Source organism: Leclercia sp. LSNIH1 (genome assembly GCF_002902985.1).
Lineage (GTDB): Bacteria > Pseudomonadota > Gammaproteobacteria > Enterobacterales > Enterobacteriaceae > Enterobacter.
This window is the reverse complement of record NZ_CP026167.1, coordinates 3634864-3652824: the sequence shown is the minus strand read 5'-3', so window position 1 is coordinate 3652824 and position 17961 is coordinate 3634864. Positions and strand designations below refer to the sequence as shown.

Annotated in this window: 22 protein-coding genes, 1 pseudogene and 1 other annotated feature; of the genes and pseudogenes, 10 read left to right on the top strand and 13 right to left on the bottom strand. The window is 55.6% G+C overall.

Annotation, left to right across the window (positions count from 1 at the left end; genetic code table 11):
* Window positions 1-39 precede the first annotated feature (39 nt).
* Both C2U54_RS27305 and leuE read left to right on the top strand, forming a co-directional pair.
* Window positions 40-213 (top strand): YciY family protein, encoded by a 174-nt coding sequence (locus C2U54_RS27305; RefSeq protein WP_139156347.1) that lies wholly within the window; start codon window positions 40-42, stop codon window positions 211-213.
* Window positions 214-279: 66 nt separating this feature from the next.
* Complete coding sequence (gene leuE, locus C2U54_RS18100) at window positions 280-915, top strand: leucine efflux protein LeuE (RefSeq protein ID WP_103181097.1); 636 nt, start codon at window positions 280-282, stop codon at window positions 913-915.
* 36 nt (window positions 916-951) lie between these two features.
* On the opposite strand, the gene C2U54_RS18095 is transcribed toward leuE, so the two are convergent.
* Window positions 952-1248, bottom strand: a complete 297-nt coding sequence (locus tag C2U54_RS18095; protein WP_032611245.1) for a YciI family protein — start codon at window positions 1246-1248, stop codon at window positions 952-954.
* 221 nt (window positions 1249-1469) lie between these two features.
* On the opposite strand from C2U54_RS18095, the gene tonB reads away from it, so the two are divergent.
* A complete protein-coding gene (gene tonB, locus C2U54_RS18090) occupies window positions 1470-2201 on the top strand; it encodes a TonB system transport protein TonB (protein ID WP_103181096.1) in 732 nt (243 codons plus the stop codon).
* 31 nt (window positions 2202-2232) lie between these two features.
* On the opposite strand, the gene yciA is transcribed toward tonB, so the two are convergent.
* The 4 genes and pseudogenes from yciA to C2U54_RS18070 form a co-directional block, all read right to left on the bottom strand.
* On the bottom strand, window positions 2233-2628 hold the full coding sequence (yciA, locus tag C2U54_RS18085; RefSeq protein ID WP_103179910.1) for an acyl-CoA thioester hydrolase YciA: 396 nt from the start codon (window positions 2626-2628) through the stop codon (window positions 2233-2235).
* A 105-nt stretch (window positions 2629-2733) separates the two neighbouring features.
* Window positions 2734-3273: a septation protein A gene (locus C2U54_RS18080; protein WP_103179909.1), complete on the bottom strand. Its 540-nt coding sequence runs from the start codon at window positions 3271-3273 to the stop codon at window positions 2734-2736.
* A 57-nt stretch (window positions 3274-3330) separates the two neighbouring features.
* Window positions 3331-4074, bottom strand: a complete 744-nt coding sequence (locus C2U54_RS18075; protein WP_103179908.1) for a YciC family protein — start codon at window positions 4072-4074, stop codon at window positions 3331-3333.
* Between the two features lie 25 nt (window positions 4075-4099).
* A pseudogene (locus C2U54_RS18070) lies at window positions 4100-4189 on the bottom strand (YkgJ family cysteine cluster protein); the annotation flags it as partial.
* A gap of 225 nt (window positions 4190-4414) precedes the next feature.
* On the opposite strand from C2U54_RS18070, the gene ompW reads away from it, so the two are divergent.
* Window positions 4415-5047 (top strand): outer membrane protein OmpW, encoded by a 633-nt coding sequence (gene ompW, locus C2U54_RS18065; RefSeq protein ID WP_103179907.1) that lies wholly within the window; start codon window positions 4415-4417, stop codon window positions 5045-5047.
* 28 nt (window positions 5048-5075) lie between these two features.
* On the opposite strand, the gene C2U54_RS18060 is transcribed toward ompW, so the two are convergent.
* From C2U54_RS18060 to C2U54_RS18025, 8 genes are all read right to left on the bottom strand, one after another.
* The gene (locus C2U54_RS18060; RefSeq protein WP_103179906.1) at window positions 5076-5348 is read right to left on the bottom strand and encodes a DUF883 family protein; all 273 of its coding nucleotides are present in this window, start codon (window positions 5346-5348) and stop codon (window positions 5076-5078) included.
* 104 nt (window positions 5349-5452) lie between these two features.
* The gene (yedF, locus tag C2U54_RS18055) at window positions 5453-5686 is read right to left on the bottom strand and encodes a sulfurtransferase-like selenium metabolism protein YedF (protein ID WP_103179905.1); all 234 of its coding nucleotides are present in this window, start codon (window positions 5684-5686) and stop codon (window positions 5453-5455) included.
* Window positions 5683-6894: a selenium metabolism membrane protein YedE/FdhT gene (gene yedE, locus C2U54_RS18050; RefSeq protein WP_103179904.1), complete on the bottom strand. Its 1212-nt coding sequence runs from the start codon at window positions 6892-6894 to the stop codon at window positions 5683-5685. Before yedE ends, yedF begins: the two co-directional genes overlap by 4 nt.
* Window positions 6895-7052: 158 nt before the next feature.
* On the bottom strand, window positions 7053-7862 hold the full coding sequence (gene trpA / locus C2U54_RS18045; RefSeq protein WP_103179903.1) for a tryptophan synthase subunit alpha: 810 nt from the start codon (window positions 7860-7862) through the stop codon (window positions 7053-7055).
* The gene (gene trpB / locus C2U54_RS18040; protein WP_103179902.1) at window positions 7862-9055 is read right to left on the bottom strand and encodes a tryptophan synthase subunit beta; all 1194 of its coding nucleotides are present in this window, start codon (window positions 9053-9055) and stop codon (window positions 7862-7864) included. Before trpB ends, trpA begins: the two co-directional genes overlap by 1 nt.
* A gap of 10 nt (window positions 9056-9065) precedes the next feature.
* Window positions 9066-10424 carry a bifunctional indole-3-glycerol-phosphate synthase TrpC/phosphoribosylanthranilate isomerase TrpF gene (trpCF, locus tag C2U54_RS18035; protein WP_103179901.1) on the bottom strand — a complete coding sequence of 453 codons (1359 nt, stop codon included), beginning with the start codon at window positions 10422-10424 and terminating at the stop codon, window positions 9066-9068.
* Between the two features lie 3 nt (window positions 10425-10427).
* The gene (gene trpD / locus C2U54_RS18030; RefSeq protein WP_103179900.1) at window positions 10428-12023 is read right to left on the bottom strand and encodes a bifunctional anthranilate synthase glutamate amidotransferase component TrpG/anthranilate phosphoribosyltransferase TrpD; all 1596 of its coding nucleotides are present in this window, start codon (window positions 12021-12023) and stop codon (window positions 10428-10430) included.
* Window positions 12023-13585 carry an anthranilate synthase component 1 gene (locus C2U54_RS18025; RefSeq protein ID WP_103179899.1) on the bottom strand — a complete coding sequence of 521 codons (1563 nt, stop codon included), beginning with the start codon at window positions 13583-13585 and terminating at the stop codon, window positions 12023-12025. Before C2U54_RS18025 ends, trpD begins: the two co-directional genes overlap by 1 nt.
* Before the next feature lie 24 nt (window positions 13586-13609).
* Window positions 13610-13705, bottom strand: a sequence feature (Trp leader region).
* A 159-nt stretch (window positions 13706-13864) separates the two neighbouring features.
* Here C2U54_RS18025 and rnm point away from each other — a divergent pair.
* The 6 genes from rnm to rluB all read left to right on the top strand — a co-directional run bounded on the left by rnm (window position 13865) and on the right by rluB (window position 17961).
* Entirely contained in the window at window positions 13865-14746 is an 882-nt protein-coding gene (gene rnm / locus C2U54_RS18020; RefSeq protein ID WP_103179898.1) for an RNase RNM, read from the top strand.
* Complete coding sequence (locus C2U54_RS18015; protein ID WP_103179897.1) at window positions 14743-15363, top strand: L-threonylcarbamoyladenylate synthase; 621 nt, start codon at window positions 14743-14745, stop codon at window positions 15361-15363. Before rnm ends, C2U54_RS18015 begins: the two co-directional genes overlap by 4 nt.
* Window positions 15364-15569: 206 nt before the next feature.
* Entirely contained in the window at window positions 15570-16094 is a 525-nt protein-coding gene (locus C2U54_RS18010) for a DUF2778 domain-containing protein (protein WP_103179896.1), read from the top strand.
* Window positions 16063-16335, top strand: coding sequence for a hypothetical protein (locus tag C2U54_RS18005; RefSeq protein ID WP_103179895.1), 273 nt, complete (start codon window positions 16063-16065; stop codon window positions 16333-16335). The genes C2U54_RS18010 and C2U54_RS18005 overlap by 32 nt, the downstream gene beginning before the upstream one ends.
* Before the next feature lies 1 nt (window position 16336).
* A complete protein-coding gene (locus C2U54_RS18000) occupies window positions 16337-16828 on the top strand; it encodes an Hcp family type VI secretion system effector (RefSeq protein ID WP_103179894.1) in 492 nt (163 codons plus the stop codon).
* A gap of 257 nt (window positions 16829-17085) precedes the next feature.
* Window positions 17086-17961, top strand: coding sequence for a 23S rRNA pseudouridine(2605) synthase RluB (gene rluB / locus C2U54_RS17995; RefSeq protein WP_103179893.1), 876 nt, complete (start codon window positions 17086-17088; stop codon window positions 17959-17961).

Below are 17961 nucleotides of genomic sequence, written 5' to 3'. Positions count from 1 at the left end.
GACTATAATGAACGCTCTGTTTTGTGAAGAGTTGGTAACATGAAGCGCAGTAGAACAGAAGTAGGGCGCTGGCGCATGTTGCGACAGACAAGTCGTCGCAAAGCGCGTTGGCTGGAAGCACAATCCCGCCGTAATATGCGTATCCACGCCATCAGAAAATGCAGTATGAACCGTCATCGCAATGCGTTGCTGTTCGCCGTTCAGGATTACTGAATGACACAAGGGCACCCACAGAGGTGCCCGATGTTTTTTATTCGCTACGTCAAAAAGGAGGATGAGGTGTTTGCGGATTTGGGTGTACTGAATTTCTGGACCTATGTTGTCGGGGCTATTTTTATTGTTCTGGTTCCTGGGCCTAATACCTTATTCGTTTTAAAGACCGGTATTGGTCACGGTGTGAAAAAGGGCTATCTTGCCGCCAGTGGCGTATTTATTGGCGATGCGGTACTGATGTTTCTGGCATGGGCGGGGGTCGCGGCGCTGATCCAGACCACGCCAATGCTGTTTAATATTGTGCGCTATCTCGGGGCGTTCTATCTGTTATGGCTGGGCGGCAAAATGCTCTGGTCGGTAATAAGGCATACACAGCAGGGCGATGCTGGCGGTCTCGAACCGGCTAAAACCATAATGAAACGCTCGCTGGTGCTGAGTATGACCAACCCGAAGGCGATTTTGTTTTATGTCTCATTCTTTGTGCAGTTTATTGACGTTCACGCGAAGCACACCGGCGTCGCTTTTATGATCCTCGCGGTCACGCTGGAAGTCATCAGTTTTATCTATATGAGCTTCCTGATCTTCTCCGGCGCGTTTGTTACGCGCTACCTGAAAACCAAAAAGAAACTGGCGAAGCTGGGAAATGGTTTAATTGGATTACTGTTTGTTGGCTTTGCGGCGCGGCTGGCATCGCTGAACTAATAAGAAAAGGCTCCTGGTACGGAGCCTTTTTTTATCCTAGAAAACTTTTTTAAACGGCTTCACTACGACGTTATCATACACGCCTGCCGCCACATACGGGTCGTCCTGCGCCCAGGCCTGTGCCGCTTCGAGCGATTCAAATTCGGCAATCACCGTCGAGCCGGTAAAGCCAGCCGCGCCCGGATCGTTGCTGTCGACGGCAGGCATCGGGCCTGCGGTCAATAATCTGCCTTCGTCATGCAGCAGCTGTAAGCGCGCAAGGTGGGCAGGGCGTACGGAGAGACGTTTTTCCAGAGAATCAGCGACATCTGCAGCAAAAATCACGTAAAGCACAGCGGAGCTCCTTAACCGATAAAAGTGGGAATTACGTTATGTGAAAGTGCAGGTGACTGCAATGTAAAGATGGCAACATTGTTAAAACCTTGCGCCTGATGTGCCTTTTTTCGCCTGCTGGACGGTAAAATCGGGCGAAGTTTAACTGGCTTATTGAATATGATTGCTATTTGCATTTAAAATCAGGGCCTGGCTTTTTAACTGAAACGATTATGACTTCAATGACCCTCGATTTACCTCGCCGCTTTCCCTGGCCGACGCTGTTGTCCGTCGGAATTCACGGAGCCGTGGTGGCGGGTCTGCTTTACACATCGGTACATCAGGTTATTGAAATGCCAGCGCCCGCGCAGCCGATTTCGGTGACCATGGTAACGCCTGCGGAGCTGGAGCCCGTACAGGTCGCGCCTCCACCGGAGCCTGTTGCAGAGCCCGAACCCGAGCCGGAACCAGAACCTGAAGTTGTTCCTGAGCCGCCAAAAGAAGCGCCTGTGGTGATCCACAAACCGGAGCCCAAGCCAAAACCGAAGCCGAAACCGAAGCCGGTGAAAAAGGTGGAAGAGCGTCCGAAGCGTCAAGAGCGCCCGGTTGAGCCACGTACCACGCAGCCCGTTGAGCGCGCAGCCCCGGCTCGCCCGGTCATGAACTCCGCGCCAGTTACCGCTAAGCCGGTTCCGGCGGCGCCGCCGGGTCCACGTGCGTTGAGCCGTAACCAGCCGCAATATCCGTCGCGCGCGCAGGCTCTGCGTATTGAAGGGCGTGTGCGGGTGAAATTTGACGTCACCGCCGACGGACGTGTGGATAATGTCCAGATCCTCTCCGCGCAGCCGTCAAACATGTTCGAGCGTGATGTGAAAAACGCGATGCGTAAATGGCGCTACGAAGCCGGTAAGCCAGGCAGTGGACTCATCGTCAATATTGTTTTCCGCCTCAACGGCGGGGCTCAGATGGAATAATGAAAAAAGCCTCCCAATCGGGAGGCTTTTTTTATGCCTGCGGTAATGCACGCGGTTTACCTTCGCTATCCACCGCCACGTAAATAAAGAGCGCTTCGGTTGCCTTATAGCGCTGGCCGATCGGTTCCGAAGAGACCTTCTTCACCCATACTTCAATATTGATCGACACCGAGGTATTTCCCCGCTTCACGCAACGGGCGTAACAGCAGACCACATCACCCACCGCGACAGGCCGCAGAAAGGTCATACCATCAACCCGGACCGTCACCACGCGGCCATGGGCAATCTCTTTAGCGAGGATCGCCCCGCCCATATCCATCTGCGACATTAACCAGCCGCCAAAAATATCGCCGTTCGCATTGGTGTCGGCGGGCATTGCAAGTGTGCGTAAAACCAGTTCGCCCTGCGGGGCGTTCGTTGTTGTCATTATGAACTCTACTTATTACGGAGGACTTCAGGCGGGATGCTACTATGATTTGCTGCCGGAGAGAACAGAAGAAAAACGCCAGGCTTATCAAGCCTGGCGGAAGGATTACTGCTTGTCATCCTGTGGCATGTGGCGATAGATGTAGATGCCGCTCAGGAGGGTGAAAATCAGCGTTAGGGCGGTCAGACCAAAGACTTTAAAGTTGACCCAGATATTCTGCGGCAGCCAGAAAGCGATATAGATATTCGCCAGACCACAGAGAATAAAGAATACCGCCCAGGCGATATTCAGGCGCGACCAGACCGCCTGCGGCAGCGCCAGCTCTTTACCCAGCATGCGCTGGATAAGCGGCTTTTTCATCACCCACTGGCTGAACAGCAGGGCGCCGGCAAACAGCACATAAATTACGGTCACTTTCCACTTGATGAACTCATCGTTGTGGAAAAAGACGGTCAGCCCGCCAAAGACGGCCACCAGCACAAAGGTGATCAGGGCCATTTTTTCAACCTTGCGGTAGCGCACCCAGCTGTAAATCAGCACGACTGCGGTGGCGACAATCAGGGCAGTGGTCGCGGCGTAAATGTCATACAGCTTATAGAAAGCAAAAAAGACAACCAGGGGTAAAAAATCAAGAAACTGCTTCATTCTTCGATTCCATCTATCAGCGACGGCCTGTACGTTCTGAACAGGCCATCAGAAAAATTACTGGCGAATTAACGTGTACAGGCGGAACAAATAAACGAGCAAGACAGCGGAGATGAGGTTGCTCAGGGTATTCGCCACAACAGCACCAACGTTAGGCGTCAGAACGGCAAGATTGGGTGCAAACAGCAGCAGCAGGGTTTTCGCCAGCAGCCAGCTCATTACCGCTGGCGCGACCAGACGCATATTAGACCATGCCAGCCGGATACTGCTACGCATGGCGACAAAAATGCCCATGCGGTCCTGTACCAGCATCACGGGGGCGAAGGCGAGCACAATCGCCAACAGCACGCCCGGCACCACAACCAGCATAATCCCTAATTGCACCAGCATGGTGGTTAAAAAGATCAGAATGAACAGCCTGGGCAGCAGCGGCGCGCTGGCACCTATCGCCCGCAGCGCGCTGACGCGCTGCCCGGCAGAGACCAGCTGGATCATCAGCAGCACGCCGCCTGCCAGAATGGCATTGCCGATAAGACCGGAAAAGGTCGAGGCCGCAGAAGCCCGCAACAGGATCTGCTGCTGTTCCGGAGTCATGTTCTGCACCATCTCAAACAGACCAACGCTGCTGGCGATTTGATCGCCTTCGCTCAGGCTGGCAATTTGCTCCTCACTCGGCGAAAAAGCATGACCAAGTACCACCGTGATAAATGCGCACAACAAGGCGATCAGTAAAAAGGTAACGAACTGATTGCGGAAAAAATTCCCCGTGTCACGGTAGACAGACTTCGCCGTGATAGACATGCACTCTCCTTGAGTATTGCAGGTGTTAATTAGCGGGCAATTGTACCCTGGATAAGTGTACGGTGGCAGTATCAAGCCTTGTATGGAAAAGCATATCTTTGTAAAGCGCCCGTAATGCGTCGCTGCCATTTTGCGCGGTTGTGGGCAAGCGCGGCGTTTTGTGTCCGAAATGGCAAAATTGATCCAGACCCTGCCTACCAATTTTTGCCAGTTGTGAAAAAAATTAATTTAGATCAATGAATGTTAAATCACTGAATTTAGTGTGATCAATGCAAGATCACTTATTAATCATTTGTGGGTATATTCCGTTCCTGAATAAAACCATAACGAGGGAATGGATATGAAAAAAGCAGCGGTGGCAGCATTGATTCTGAGTACGCTTTCCGGCGGCGCAATGGCCCACGAAGCAGGTGAGTTCTTTTTCCGTCTCGGGACGGCGACGGTACGTCCAACGGAAGGCTCGGACAATGTTCTGGGTCTGGGCGGTTTTAACGTCAGTAACAATACCCAGGCGGGGATGACCTTTACCTGGATGGCGACCGACAACGTCGGCGTTGAACTGCTGGCGGCCACGCCGTTTCGCCATAAAGTCGGTACGGGCCCAACCGGGGATATCGCCACGGTTCACCATCTGCCGCCGACCCTGATGGCCCAGTGGTATTTCGGTGATGCAGGCAGCAAGGTTCGCCCCTACGTTGGCGCCGGGGTTAACTACACCACCTTCTTTGATGAGAAGTTTAACGACACCGGTAAAGCGGCTGGCCTTTCCGATCTGAGCCTGAAAGATTCATGGGGTATGGCGGGGCAGGTGGGGCTGGATTACCTCATCAACCGCGACTGGCTGATTAATATGTCGGTCTGGTACATGGATATCGACACCGAGGTGCGCTTTAAGGCGGGGGATCAGCAGCAAAATATCAATACCCGTCTGGATCCGTGGGTGTTTATGTTCTCGGCGGGATACCGCTTCTGAAAATAAGAAGGCCCCGAGGGGCCTTTTTTTATTTACGCCCTAACAGCAGGCCAAGAACAATACCCACCGCACCCGCGGCGATCAGGCCGGTAAGAGGGTTATTTTTTACTGCGTCGGTAACATCAGTAACAACGTCGCTTGCCTGTGCAGCATATTTGCGCCCGGCACCCTTCAGCTGATGTTTTGGCGAATCAACGGCCTCGCCAAACTGCTGCTGCGCAGCGCCGGCGAATTCATCCAGTTTGTTCTTCGCTTTTTCACCTGCATATTGTGCATCATTATCAAGATTTTGGTCTGACATAACGTTCTCCTTTTGTAGTCAATGTTAAGCATAGACTCAACAGGGATATCCTGGAGAAAATGGGATTAATACTTAAGAAAGGGTGGCCTGGCGCCACCCTCTTATTATTTCTGGATGAGATAGCGGATGGTCGGCCCATCCTGTTGAATATCCAGTACCGTATAGCCGTGGTTTCTGGCGTCCAGGGGAATATTGTTGATGGATTGAGGGCAGTCGCTCACCACCTCCAGGATCTCGCCCTTTTTCAGTTGCGGCATCGCCTCAAGCGTGGCAACCGCCGGGTACGGGCAAGGTTCACCCAGCATATCGAGGCGGTAGTCGGGAACGATCGCTTTCATGCGGCTTCCTCACGAATGTCAGTTTTCATGGCAGCGCGGCGGAAGAATCGTTTCTCCTGCGCCAGCACCAGCAAAAAGGCGACCAGCAGCAAAATGTAGGTCACCAGTAATCCACCCAGCGGGCCAAAGGTGTTGAGAAGATTAACCTTGTCCCAGTTGGTCGCCAGCGCGGGGGATAAATCATCCCACCAGTAAGCCAGCAGGGTCGAGCCAATCACATTACCCAGACCAACCCACCAGTAGTGCACCTGGCCTTCCACCGCGCGGTACATCCACCCGGTCTCGCAGCCGCCCGCCAGCACAATCCCAAAGCCAAACAGTAGCCCGCCGATCACGGCGTTTGGCCCGGCCCACATGATTTTAGGCGCGACACCCAGCTGGACGTAGCTGAAGATCCCGATGGCGCTCACCGCCATCCCGGCGATAATCGCCTTCGCCATCATGGTGCGTCCGGTGATCCACATATCGCGAAACGCGGAGGTAAAGCAGATCTGCGCCCGTTCAATCAGCAGACCAAATCCGACACCGAACAGCATCGCCAGCCCGAGCTTCGGCTGGTTCAGCGCGGTACAGAGCGCCCAGGCCAGCATGCCGAAGAAGACCAGCATACCGAGACGAAAGCGACGACGGGCCTGATCCGGCTTCTGCGTTAACGGCGAGGCGGCGCTCACTTTTTGCATTTTGACCGGAATACGGAACAGGGGCAGCAGGGTAAAGCGCGCGCCAAAGTACGAGCCGACGGCGGTGGCGAGAGCAAAAAACCAGGCGTGGAGGGAGAACTGCGGGATCCCGGTGAAGAAAGCCGCAAGGTTACAGCCCATCGCCAGGCGCGCACCAAACCCGGCGATGATACCGCCAACCACCGCCTGGGCGATGCGGATCCGGCTGTGCGGCATGCGCAGCTTGACGTTGTTTGCCCAGAGTGCGGCAGCAAAACAGCCGCCGAACATACCGATGATCATCATGCCGTCGATGCGTGTGAGTGGGGAGCCATCAAGGTGAATGAGTTTGAAGTAACCCCACGCTTCGGTGTGAACGCCCGCCAGTTGCAGCAACTGCCCGCCCCAACGGGTAAATTCACCCGTAACCGCCCAGAAGGTGCCGGTGATACCAAAATAGTAGGTGGAGAGGATCCCGGCAGCGATAACGGCAGGAACAGGTGACCAGAACTTAATTAAATAAGTCTGCTTAAAGTATTGCCATGACATAGTTAAGCCTCTGAACTCAGAAGGTTTAAGGAGGAAGTGTTATAAAACGTGAGGATGATACGCCGGGAATCGCGTTTGAAAAGGATTAACTGCGTTAAAGATCGAAGGGATCAATTTATGCGTAAAGCCGCCTGGTAAAAAACCAGACGGCGACTCTTTTACTGCGGACGGGTTGCGGCTTTCATGGCGCTGACAAAGGCCTTCAGTTCGCTCAACATCTGTTCAGGCTTATCGACATTGTTCTCGATAATTTTGACGATCGCCGAGCCGGAAATCGCCCCGGCCGCCCCGGCGCCCAGCGCCGCGGTCACCTGCTCAGGCGCTGAAATACCAAAGCCCTGCAGCGGCGGTGCGGCATTGTACTCCGTCAGTTTTTCCACCAGATGGTGCAGCGGCAGGGCGGCTTTGTTCTCCGCACCGGTAACGCCGGCGCGGGACAGCAGGTAGGTATAGCCGCGACCGTGGGAGGCGATCTGGCGCAGCAGGTTATCATCGGCATTCGGTGGGCAGATAAAGATCGGCGCAACGTTGTGACGCATCGCCGCCTGGCGGAACGGGGCAGACTCCTCGACCGGGACATCGGCGACCAGCACCGAATCCACGCCCACGCGCGCGCACTCGGCGTAGAACTCGTCAATGCCGCGGTTAAAGACCAGGTTAGCGTACATCAGCAGGCCGATGGGCATCGCCGGGTATTTCTGACGGATGGTTGCCAGCATCTCGAAGCACTGGGTCGGGGTCACGCCTGCGGCAAAGGCGCGCAGGGTGGCACTCTGAATGGTCGGGCCATCGGCCAACGGATCGGAGAAGGGGATGCCCAGCTCCAGCGCGTCGGCGCCCGCTTCAACCAGGGCGTCGATGATTTTCAGCGACTGCTCCGGAGAGGGGTCGCCCAGCGTGACGAAGGGAACAAACGCGCCTTCCTTGCGGGCCTTAAGTTCAGCAAACACGTTATCGTAACGTTCCATCAGATTTCCCCTCGTGCTTTCAGAATATCGTGAACGGTGAAGATGTCTTTATCACCGCGACCGGACAGGTTCACCACCAGCAGTTGCTCTTTTTCCGGGTTCTCTTTGATCATTTTCAGGGCATGGGCCAGGGCGTGGGAAGATTCCAGCGCCGGGATAATCCCCTCCTTACGGCACAGGGTCTTGAACGCTTCCAGCGCTTCGTCATCGGTAATTGAGACGTACTCGGCGCGACCGATGCTGTTCAGGTGCGCGTGCTGCGGCCCCACGGACGGGAAGTCCAGCCCGGCAGAGATGGAGTACGACTCTTCAATCTGGCCTTCGTCGGTCTGCATCATCGGCGCTTTCATGCCGAAGTAGATGCCCACGCGGCCATGCTTCAGTGGCGCACCGTGCTCGCCGGTTTCAATCCCGTGACCAGCAGGTTCAACGCCGATCAGCCCCACACGGGTATCGTCGATGAAGTCAGCAAACATGCCGATGGCGTTAGAGCCGCCGCCCACGCAGGCGATCACCGCATCCGGCAGGCGCCCCTCTTTTTCGAGGATCTGCGCTTTGGTCTCTTCGCCGATCATGCGCTGGAATTCACGCACGATGGTCGGGAACGGGTGCGGGCCCGCGGCGGTACCGAGCATATAGTGGGCGTTTTCATAGTTACCGGACCAGTCGCGCAGCGCCTCGTTACAGGCATCTTTCAGGGTGGCCGAGCCACTGTGCACCGGGATTACTTCCGCGCCCATCAGACGCATACGGAAGACGTTCGGCGACTGACGCTCAACGTCTTTTGCCCCCATGTAGATACGGCATTTCAGACCGAGCAGGGCGCTGGCCAGCGCCGACGCCACGCCGTGCTGACCGGCCCCGGTTTCGGCAATGATTTCGGTTTTACCCATCCGTTTTGCCAGCAGCGCCTGCCCCAGCACCTGGTTGGTTTTATGTGCGCCGCCGTGGAGCAGATCTTCACGCTTCAGATACAGGGTGGTATTCGTCCCCTCTGTCAGGTTGCGGCATTTGGTCAGGGCCGTAGGGCGTCCGGCGTAGTTTTTCAGCAGGTCGGTGAACTCAGCCTGGAAGAGCGGATCTTTTTGCGCACTCACGAACGCCTCTTCAAGCTGGCGCAGGGCGGGCATCAGGATTTGCGGCACATACATGCCGCCAAACTCACCAAAATAGGGATTTAATAATGTGGTCATCTTCTCTTCCTTAATATGCACGCAGCGTTTTGAACACCGAAGCCAGTTTGCTGGCATCTTTTATGCCCGGCTGCGACTCAACGCCTGAATTAAAATCGAGACCTGCGCAGCCCGCTTTGGCGGCCTCAACGCAGTTATCGGGGCTTAAGCCCCCGGCGAGCAGGACGTTATCCAGCTTCTCGCCCTGGAGCAGCGACCAGTCAAAACGCTGCCCGGTTCCGCCCTGGCCATTATCCAGCACATACTTATCAACATGCTGCAGCGTGCGCGGCGGCAGGGTGTCGGCCACGCTCAGCGCTTTCCAGATTTGCACCTGCGGTTTTAGCCTTTCACGCAGGGCATCGATATACGCCTGATCTTCGCTGCCGTGCAGCTGGACGGCGGTCAGGGAAAGCGACTCTGCCGTGGCAGCCACCTGTTCGATGGCACCATTACGGAAGACGCCCACATACTGTAACGGGGCGGCGGCGATCACCTCGTGCGCCTGCGCCTCGGTCACGTTGCGCGGGGAGGCATCAACGAAGATCAGCCCGCCGTAAATGGCGCCCGCTTCATAAGCCGCGGCGGCATCCTGTGGACGCGTCAGGCCGCAGACCTTGTTCTCCCCTAGCAGCACGCGACGTACCGCGGCGCTGAGATCGTCCTGCTCCATCATCGCCGACCCAATCAGGAAGCCGTTGGCGAAGTGGCTCAGCTCGCGAACCTGGGCATAACTGTTGATCCCGGACTCGCTAATCACCGTTACGCCTGCGCCCAGACGCGGGGCCAGCTGGCGGGTGCGGTTCAGGTCGATGGAGAGATCGCGCAGGTCGCGGTTATTGATCCCGACCACTTTGGCCTCGAGGGCGATAGCGCGCTCCAGCTCCTCTTCGTTGCTCACTTCTGTCAGCACACCCATGTTCAGGCTGTGCGCGACCGCAGCAAGCTGGCGGTACTGTTCATCGTCCAGGACCGAGAGCATCAGCAGGCAGGCGTCGGCCTGATAAAAACGCGCCAGCCAGATTTGATACGGGTCGATGATAAAGTCTTTGCACAAAATCGGCTGCGGCGCGATGCCGCTGACGATGGGCAGAAAATCAAAACTTCCCTGAAAATATTTCTCATCGGTCAGCACCGAAATAGCCGAAGCGTGGTGCTTATAGATGGCGGCGATCTTCGCCGGGTCGAAATCGTCGCGGATCACCCCTTTCGACGGGGAGGCCTTTTTGCACTCCAGGATAAATGCGGTGCGCGCGCCCCGCAGGGCATCATAAAAACGACGGCTGCTCGGTACCACGTCATTCTGGAAACTGGCGAGCGGCTGCTGCTGTTTCCGCGCTTCAACCCAGATGGCCTTATCGGCAACGATTTTCGCTAATACGGTCTGCATTGTTTACCCTCTTGCCGCAAGTGCGGTCACTCGGTCGTAGGCTGCGCCGGAGCGCAGCACATCAATCACTTTTTGCGCGTTGACCTGTAAATCCTCTTCGCCGTGCAGACGCATCAGCATGGCGACGTTAGCGGCGACAGCGGCCTCATGCGCTGGTTCACCTTTACCTTGTAACAGGCGGGTCAGAATGTCACGGTTTTCTTCCGGGGTGCCGCCCGCAAGTTGTTCCTGGTGATACGGGGTTAAACCAAAGTCTGCTGCGTCAAGCTGATAGTTTTTGATTTCACCGTTGTGCAGTTCGGCCACCAGCGTCGGCGCATGGAGCGAGACTTCGTCCATTCCGCCGCTGTGAACCACCGCCGCTCGCTGATAACCGAGCACCCGCAGGGTTTCGGCGATCGGCAGCACCAGTTCAGGGCTGTAGACACCAATCAGCGCCAGCGGCGGGTGCGCCGGGTTGATCAGTGGCCCAAGCACATTAAACAGGGTGCGGGTCTTCAGCTGCTGACGCACCGGCATGGCATGGCGGAAGCCAGTGTGATACTTCGGCGCGAACAGGAAACAGACGCCCAGTTCGTCCAGCGCATCGCGGGATTTCTCCGCATTCATGTCCAGATTAATCCCGAAGGCGGCCAGCAGATCCGACGAACCGGAACGGCTGGAGACGCTGCGGTTGCCGTGCTTCGCCACCTTCAGCCCACAGGCGGCAGCGACAAAGGCGCTGGCGGTGGAGATGTTGATGCTGTTACTGCCGTCACCGCCGGTACCGACGATATCCGCGAAGAGGTAGTCCGGGCGCGGGAACGGGGCGGCGTTTTCCAGCAATGCGGTGGCGGCACCGGCAATCTCCTGCGGCTGTTCACCGCGCACTTTCATGCTCACCAGCGCGGCAGCCAGCTGCTCAGGCTTCAGCTCACCGCGTACCACGGCGGAGAAGAGCTGGTGGCTCTCCTGCTGGCTCAGGGTCTGCGCCTGGTAGAGTTTTTCCAGAATCGGCTGCAGAGTGTTGGTCTGCTCCAGTTTCTGCAGCGCCCAGTTCAGGGTCTGCTCCAGCAGGCGCGCGCCCTGGGAGGTCAGAATGGATTCCGGGTGGAACTGCATCCCGCAAACCCGGTCCGCGTCGTGACGTACCGCCATTACCATCCCGTTGTAATGGGCGTTGATCGTCAGGCCCGCCGGGATGTTGCTGCCCACCAGCGAGTGGTAACGCGCCACCGGCAGGGGATTCATCAGCCCGGCAAACATCGCCTGGCCGTCGTGTTCAATGCTGGAGGCTTTCCCGTGCAGGATCTCACCGGCCTGGCCGACGTAGCCGCCGTAAGCCTCAACAATCGCCTGATGGCCCAGGCAGATGCCGATGATTGGCAGCTTGCCGCGCAGGCGGGTCAGCAGCTCCGGCATACAGCCTGCTTCGCTCGGCGCGCCAGGCCCCGGGGAGAGCATCAGCACCGGGTTTTGCATGGTGGCCAGACGGTCGATTAAGGTCTGAGCCGGGACATGGTTACGGTAAATCACCACGTTGTGACCGTTAGCACGCAGCTGATCCGCCAGGTTATAGGTAAAGGAGTCGATATTATCGAGCAGCAGAATGTCAGCCATCAGAAAATCTCCTGTGCGTGATGGGCAGTCGCAATGGCGCGCAGTACCGCGCGGGCCTTGTTACGGGTTTCGTCAGCTTCAGACTGCGGAACGGAGTCGAGAACGATGCCGGCACCCGCCTGGACGGTGGCAATGCCTTCTTCAACGTAGGCGGAGCGGATCACGATGCAGGTATCCAGATCGCCGTGGGCGGTGAAGTAACCCACCGCGCCGCCGTAGCTGCCGCGACGACGGCCTTCGGCCTGGGCAATCAGCTGCATGGCACGGACTTTTGGCGCGCCGCTCAGGGTGCCCATGTTCATGCAGGCGCGGTAGGCGTGTAGCACGTCCAGATCCTGACGCAGCTCGCCCACCACGCGGGAGACCAGATGCATCACGAAGGAGTAACGGTCCACTTTGGTTAAGTCGGCGACGTAACGGCTGCCCGGGGTGCAGATGCGCGCCAGGTCGTTACGGGCCAGGTCCACCAGCATCAGGTGTTCGGACATCTCTTTCTGGTCTGTGCGCATCTCCAGCTCAATGCGGCTGTCCAGATCGCGGTCCAGTGAGCCGTCGGCGCGACGACCGCGCGGGCGGGTTCCGGCAATGGGATAGATTTCAATCTGGCGGCTGGTGGCGTCGTACTTCAGGGAGCTCTCCGGCGAGGCGCCGAACAGCGTAAAATCGTTATCCTGCATAAAGAACATGTAGGGGCTGGGGTTGCTTTTCTTCAGCACGTCGTAGGCCGCCAGAGGAGACGGGCAGGGCAGGGAGAAACGACGGGACGGCACCACCTGGAAGATCTCGCCTGCGCGAATGGCTTTCTGCATCTGGCGCACCACCACGCCATATTCGTCGTCCGTCTGGCTGACGTCGCAACGCATCTGCTCCACGCGCTGCACCGGCAGTGCCGGCGGGGCTTCGTCCATTTGCGCCTGCAGTTGGGCAATGCGTTGCTCCAGGCGCTGCTTCTCCGCCAGTAACGGAGTAAACAGGCTGGCCTGAATGCGGGTGTACTTTTTCTGATGGTCGATCACCAGTAAGGTTTCCGCCAGATAGAAGCAGTAGTCCGGACAGCGGTTTCCCTGCTCCAGCTCGGGGAGATCTTCAAAACCGGCCACCAGATCGTAGGCAAACAGTCCGCCAAAGAACATCGCTTCGCGCTCGCTTTCCGGGACGTTTACCAGATTTTGCAGCAGGCGGAAGGCATCAAACACCGACAGAGAACAGAGGCGGGCATCTTCATCCAGCAGCTGGCTCACCGGCGGGAAGTGCAGGATCCGCTGGTCCGGGCGATGTTCGTTCTCAATGCCCGCGGGCAGGACATCGTCCAGCAGCGACAGCAGGGCCGCACCGTTTTCAGAAAGCGCCTTCAGGGTGACGGTGTTGCCCAGGGCGGTGATGCGCAGGGCGCTGTCGATCAGCAGCAGGCTTTTCAGATCGTCTTTACTGTCGATATCCGCCGACTCCAGCAGCAGCGTGGCAGGACGGGCGCCACACACCTGATGGAACAGGGCTGTGGGATTGTGGCGATAGGCCGCCTCACGGGTCAGCAGTTCAAGGTTCGGTTTGGCTGTTTGCATTATGTTGTTCTCTTTATTCTGTTCATAAAAAAGCCCGCTCAGTGGCGGGCCAGGTATCTGTATGCATGACGCAGACGTACGACACTGCCCGACAATTCAGGAGGTGCGCCACCAGCTATGCAGAGAAAAATGTGCGGTCATTTCCAGATACCTCGTTGAGTGAACTTGCGTACTAGTTAACTAGTTCGATAGCCTAATGTCAACCCCCCGATTTCAGAATTTCACCACATGCCGTTATGATGGCGGCGCAGATATTGACGAGCAGTGACGGGAGCCGCTTTGAGCGACACGAATTACGCAGTGATTTATGATTTACACAGCCATACCCAGGCCTCCGATGGCCTGCTTACGCCTGAAGAGCTTGTCCATCGTGCCCATGAGATGCGCGTGGGTACGCTGGCCATTACCGATCACGACACCACCGAGGCCATTGCGGCCGCGCGGGCGGAAATTGCCCGCAGCGGATTGCCCCTGAACTTAATCACCGGCGTGGAGATTTCCACCGTCTGGGAAAACCACGAGATCCATATCGTCGGGTTAAACATCGATATTGAGAACCCGACCCTCTGTGCGTTCCTGGATGAACAAAAGATGCGGCGTGTACAGCGGGCAGAGATGATCGCCGAACGTCTGGAGAAAGCGCATATTCCCGGCGCGTGGGAAGGGGCCCTGCGTCTGGCGAATGGCGGGGCGGTGACCCGCGCCCACTTTGCCCGTTTTCTGATTGAAGCCGGGAAAGCAAATAACATTGCGGATGTGTTTAAAAAATATCTCGCCCGCGGGAAAACCGGATACGTTCCTCCCCAGTGGTGTACAATAGAACAAGCTATTGATGTCATTCATCATTCTGGTGGTAAGGCGGTACTGGCCCATCCGGGGCGGTATAACCTTTCCGCCAAATGGCTGAAACGTCTGCTGGCATACTTTGCCGAACACGGCGGAGAGGCGATGGAAGTCGCTCAGTGTCAGCAGGCACCCAACGAGCGCAGTCAGCTGGCTGAATATGCCCGCCAGTATGGACTCTTTGCCTCCCAGGGCTCTGATTTTCATCAGCCTTGTCCCTGGATAGAGCTGGGACGCAAGCTCTGGTTACCCGCCGGTGTCGAGCCGGTGTGGCACCTCTGGGAGCAGCCAACGCCAATTGAAGAGAGGGGAGTATGAGCCAATTTTTTTATATCCATCCTGACAATCCGCAGCCGCGTTTGATTAATCAGGCCGTGGAGATCGTGCGTAAGGGTGGCGTTATTGTCTATCCAACTGACTCAGGCTATGCGCTGGGCTGTAAGATCGAAGACAAAAACGCGATGGAGCGTATCTGCCGGATCCGCAACCTGCCTAACGGGCATAACTTTACCCTGATGTGCCGCGATCTCTCTGAGTTATCGACCTACTCCTACGTGGATAACGTGGCGTTTCGGTTGATCAAAAATAACACGCCGGGTAATTACACCTTTATCCTCAAGGGGACGAAAGAGGTGCCGCGCCGCCTGCTGCAGGAAAAACGCAAAACCATCGGGATGCGCGTGCCGTCAAACCCGATTGCTCAGGCGCTTCTCGAGACGCTGGGCGAGCCGATGCTCTCCACCTCGCTGATGTTACCGGGCAGCGACTTTACGGAATCCGATCCCGATGAGATCAAAGACCGTCTGGAGAAACAGGTTGAGCTGGTGATTCACGGCGGCTATCTCGGCCAACAGCCGACCACGGTGATCGATTTAACGGAAGATGCCCCGGTTGTGCTGCGTGAAGGGGTGGGGGACGTGAAGCCTTTCCTGTAATTTCATAGGGTACAGGGTCATCTGTTTAGCATGATATTCTCGCTATAATGACCCTGATATTATCACTCCGCCTGTCTTCTTATTCCTTCCTGTAGTAAATATCTTGTGATTTTCTGAAAATAGTTCGTTGCTGGAATAATCTCGCCCCTGCCTGAATATGTTGATGTACGATAAGCGAACATATGCTTATTGAAAAAAGGATATCTATGGCGTTGCAAGGGAAGTTAATCCTCAACGGGGCAGACTATGCGCCTTTTAATCTGTACGGCGTGGGTGTATTTATGGCGCATTCGGGGTTAGGGGCATACCGGAACAATATTAACTGTGCTGCTGTTGCAAAATTAGGGCCTATCCCACCCGGAAAATATTGGATTGTAGATCGCAAAGAAGGCAACTACTTTTCTCAGAAGCTAACGGAAATACACGATGAGGCTAATAGATTTTTTGGCCGACGTGCCTTTGGCAAGTCGGACTGGTTTGCGTTATGGCGCGATGACTGGAATATCGACGATGATACCTGGATAGAAAATGTCAAGCGCGGCAACTTCCGGTTGCATCCCGGTACAGTTTCCAAAGGTTGTATAACTATCGCCAATAATTCAGATTTTTCGATGATCCGCAATGCGCTTATGAATACCTCACTTATACAGGTTCCCTGTATGCGGTCGTTAATGGCGCGGGGATGGGTGGAGGTGGTTGATGGCGGCAATACTAAAAAAAATTGCGCATAAAATCATTAAATTTATTTATTTTATTTTATTGTTATATTGTGTTGGTCACACTTTCCCATATGCCGAATTATATATTGATGAGGATTTTGCAACAAAATGGGCGTTGTTTTTCTATGGGGGTGAAGACGCAGAATCCATGTATGACGCTTATACCGATATAGATCTATCTATAATGATATCAATAGCAATGCCAATATATTTTATAACAATGAAGTTAATCAAAAAATTAAGGAGCAAATAAAATGCCAATTCCTCCGTATATGTGGCTCAAAGACGATGGTGGCGCCGATATTACAGGTTCTGTAGACGTGCAGGACCGTGAAGGCAGCGTCGAAATTATCGGTCTGAGTCATGGCATCAACCTGCCTGTTGACAGTGCCAACGGTAAAATTACCGGTACACGCCAACACTCATCCATGATGATTGAAAAGGAAGTCGATAGCTCCACGCCCTACCTCTATAAAGCAGCCGCGACAGGCCAGACGTTGAAAAGTGCCGAGATCAGGTTTTATCACATTAACGACGCAGGACAGGAAGTCTGCTATTACACGGTGTTGATGGAAAACGTGAAGATCACTGGCGTTAACTGCGCTGTACCTAACGTAAAATTATCGGGCAACGATAAAATGAATCATGTAGAAAGCGTCAGTATTCAGTATGAAAAAATCACCTGGCGTATCGTGGATGGCAACATTCAGTTCACCGATGCCTGGAATGAGCGGCCTACGGCCTGAGAAATCTGCCTGCCCAAATCGTTGGGTTTGCTTCAGGTTACCAGCACCCGCTCGCCGCGGCGCAAAACTTGTTGAATCATTTAGTCTAAAATTCATGTAGTATGTGCGGCCATGAATCACTGGGCGAGACGTATTGTCTGCCATTATGTGTGCTGTGAAAAAGTTACAGATCATTGAGTTAAGGTTGAATCGCGCTTAACTCCTTGTTTTCGAATGTATACCAGACGCCTGTGAAGGCGACACCTGAAGGAAGCTCAATGAGCGAGAAATTACAGAAAGTGCTGGCCCGCGCCGGCCACGGTTCACGCCGTGAAATCGAAACCATTATCGAAGCAGGTCGTGTCAGTGTGGACGGTAAAATCGCCACGCTGGGCGACCGTGTGGAAATCGTACCAGGCCTGAAAATCCGTATCGATGGCCACCTGATCTCGGTGAAAGAGTCCGCCGAGCAAATCTGCCGCGTACTGGCTTACTATAAGCCGGAAGGCGAGCTCTGCACCCGCAACGATCCGGAAGGTCGCCCAACCGTATTCGACCGCCTGCCAAAACTGCGCGGCGCGCGCTGGATCGCTGTAGGTCGTCTGGATGTTAACACCTGTGGCCTGCTGCTCTTCACTACCGATGGTGAACTGGCAAACCGTCTGATGCACCCAAGCCGTGAAGTGGAGCGTGAATATGCGGTCCGCGTGTTCGGTGAAGTTGACGACAATAAGATCCGTGAGCTCTCCCGCGGCGTGCAGCTTGAAGATGGCCCGGCTGCGTTTAAAACCATCAAGTTTACCGGTGGTGAAGGTATTAACCAGTGGTACAACGTCACCCTGACCGAAGGCCGTAACCGCGAGGTGCGTCGCCTGTGGGAAGCCGTTGGCGTGCAGGTTAGCCGCCTGATCCGCGTTCGCTACGGTGACATTCTTCTGCCGAAGGGGCTGCCACGTGGCGGCTATACCGAGCTGGATTTAACCCAGACCAACTATCTGCGTGAGCTGGTGCAGCTGGCGCCGGAAACCTCCTCGAAAGTGGCGGTAGAAAAAGATCGTCGCCGCATGAAGGCGAACCAGATCCGTCGTGCGGTTAAACGCCATAGCCAGGTCAGCGGCAATCGCCGCTCTGGCAGCCGTAACAACAACGGCTAA

What these genes read in the sequence shown, in the direction of transcription:
- C2U54_RS27305 (WP_139156347.1), top strand. Translation starts at nt 40, where the DNA reads ATGAAGCGCAGTAGAACAGAAGTAGGGCGCTGGCGCATGTTGCGACAG.
- tonB (WP_103181096.1), top strand. Translation starts at nt 1,470, where the DNA reads ATGACCCTCGATTTACCTCGCCGCTTTCCCTGGCCGACGCTGTTGTCC.
- yciA (WP_103179910.1), bottom strand. Translation starts at nt 2,628, where the DNA reads ATGACAACAACGAACGCCCCGCAGGGCGAACTGGTTTTACGCACACTT.
- C2U54_RS18080 (WP_103179909.1), bottom strand. Translation starts at nt 3,273, where the DNA reads ATGAAGCAGTTTCTTGATTTTTTACCCCTGGTTGTCTTTTTTGCTTTC.
- C2U54_RS18075 (WP_103179908.1), bottom strand. Translation starts at nt 4,074, where the DNA reads ATGTCTATCACGGCGAAGTCTGTCTACCGTGACACGGGGAATTTTTTC.
- ompW (WP_103179907.1), top strand. Translation starts at nt 4,415, where the DNA reads ATGAAAAAAGCAGCGGTGGCAGCATTGATTCTGAGTACGCTTTCCGGC.
- C2U54_RS18060 (WP_103179906.1), bottom strand. Translation starts at nt 5,348, where the DNA reads ATGTCAGACCAAAATCTTGATAATGATGCACAATATGCAGGTGAAAAA.
- yedF (WP_103179905.1), bottom strand. Translation starts at nt 5,686, where the DNA reads ATGAAAGCGATCGTTCCCGACTACCGCCTCGATATGCTGGGTGAACCT.
- yedE (WP_103179904.1), bottom strand. Translation starts at nt 6,894, where the DNA reads ATGTCATGGCAATACTTTAAGCAGACTTATTTAATTAAGTTCTGGTCA.
- trpA (WP_103179903.1), bottom strand. Translation starts at nt 7,862, where the DNA reads ATGGAACGTTACGATAACGTGTTTGCTGAACTTAAGGCCCGCAAGGAA.
- trpB (WP_103179902.1), bottom strand. Translation starts at nt 9,055, where the DNA reads ATGACCACATTATTAAATCCCTATTTTGGTGAGTTTGGCGGCATGTAT.
- trpCF (WP_103179901.1), bottom strand. Translation starts at nt 10,424, where the DNA reads ATGCAGACCGTATTAGCGAAAATCGTTGCCGATAAGGCCATCTGGGTT.
- trpD (WP_103179900.1), bottom strand. Translation starts at nt 12,023, where the DNA reads ATGGCTGACATTCTGCTGCTCGATAATATCGACTCCTTTACCTATAAC.
- C2U54_RS18025 (WP_103179899.1), bottom strand. Translation starts at nt 13,585, where the DNA reads ATGCAAACAGCCAAACCGAACCTTGAACTGCTGACCCGTGAGGCGGCC.
- C2U54_RS18015 (WP_103179897.1), top strand. Translation starts at nt 14,743, where the DNA reads ATGAGCCAATTTTTTTATATCCATCCTGACAATCCGCAGCCGCGTTTG.
- C2U54_RS18010 (WP_103179896.1), top strand. Translation starts at nt 15,570, where the DNA reads ATGGCGTTGCAAGGGAAGTTAATCCTCAACGGGGCAGACTATGCGCCT.
- C2U54_RS18005 (WP_103179895.1), top strand. Translation starts at nt 16,063, where the DNA reads ATGGCGGCAATACTAAAAAAAATTGCGCATAAAATCATTAAATTTATT.
- C2U54_RS18000 (WP_103179894.1), top strand. Translation starts at nt 16,337, where the DNA reads ATGCCAATTCCTCCGTATATGTGGCTCAAAGACGATGGTGGCGCCGAT.
- rluB (WP_103179893.1), top strand. Translation starts at nt 17,086, where the DNA reads ATGAGCGAGAAATTACAGAAAGTGCTGGCCCGCGCCGGCCACGGTTCA.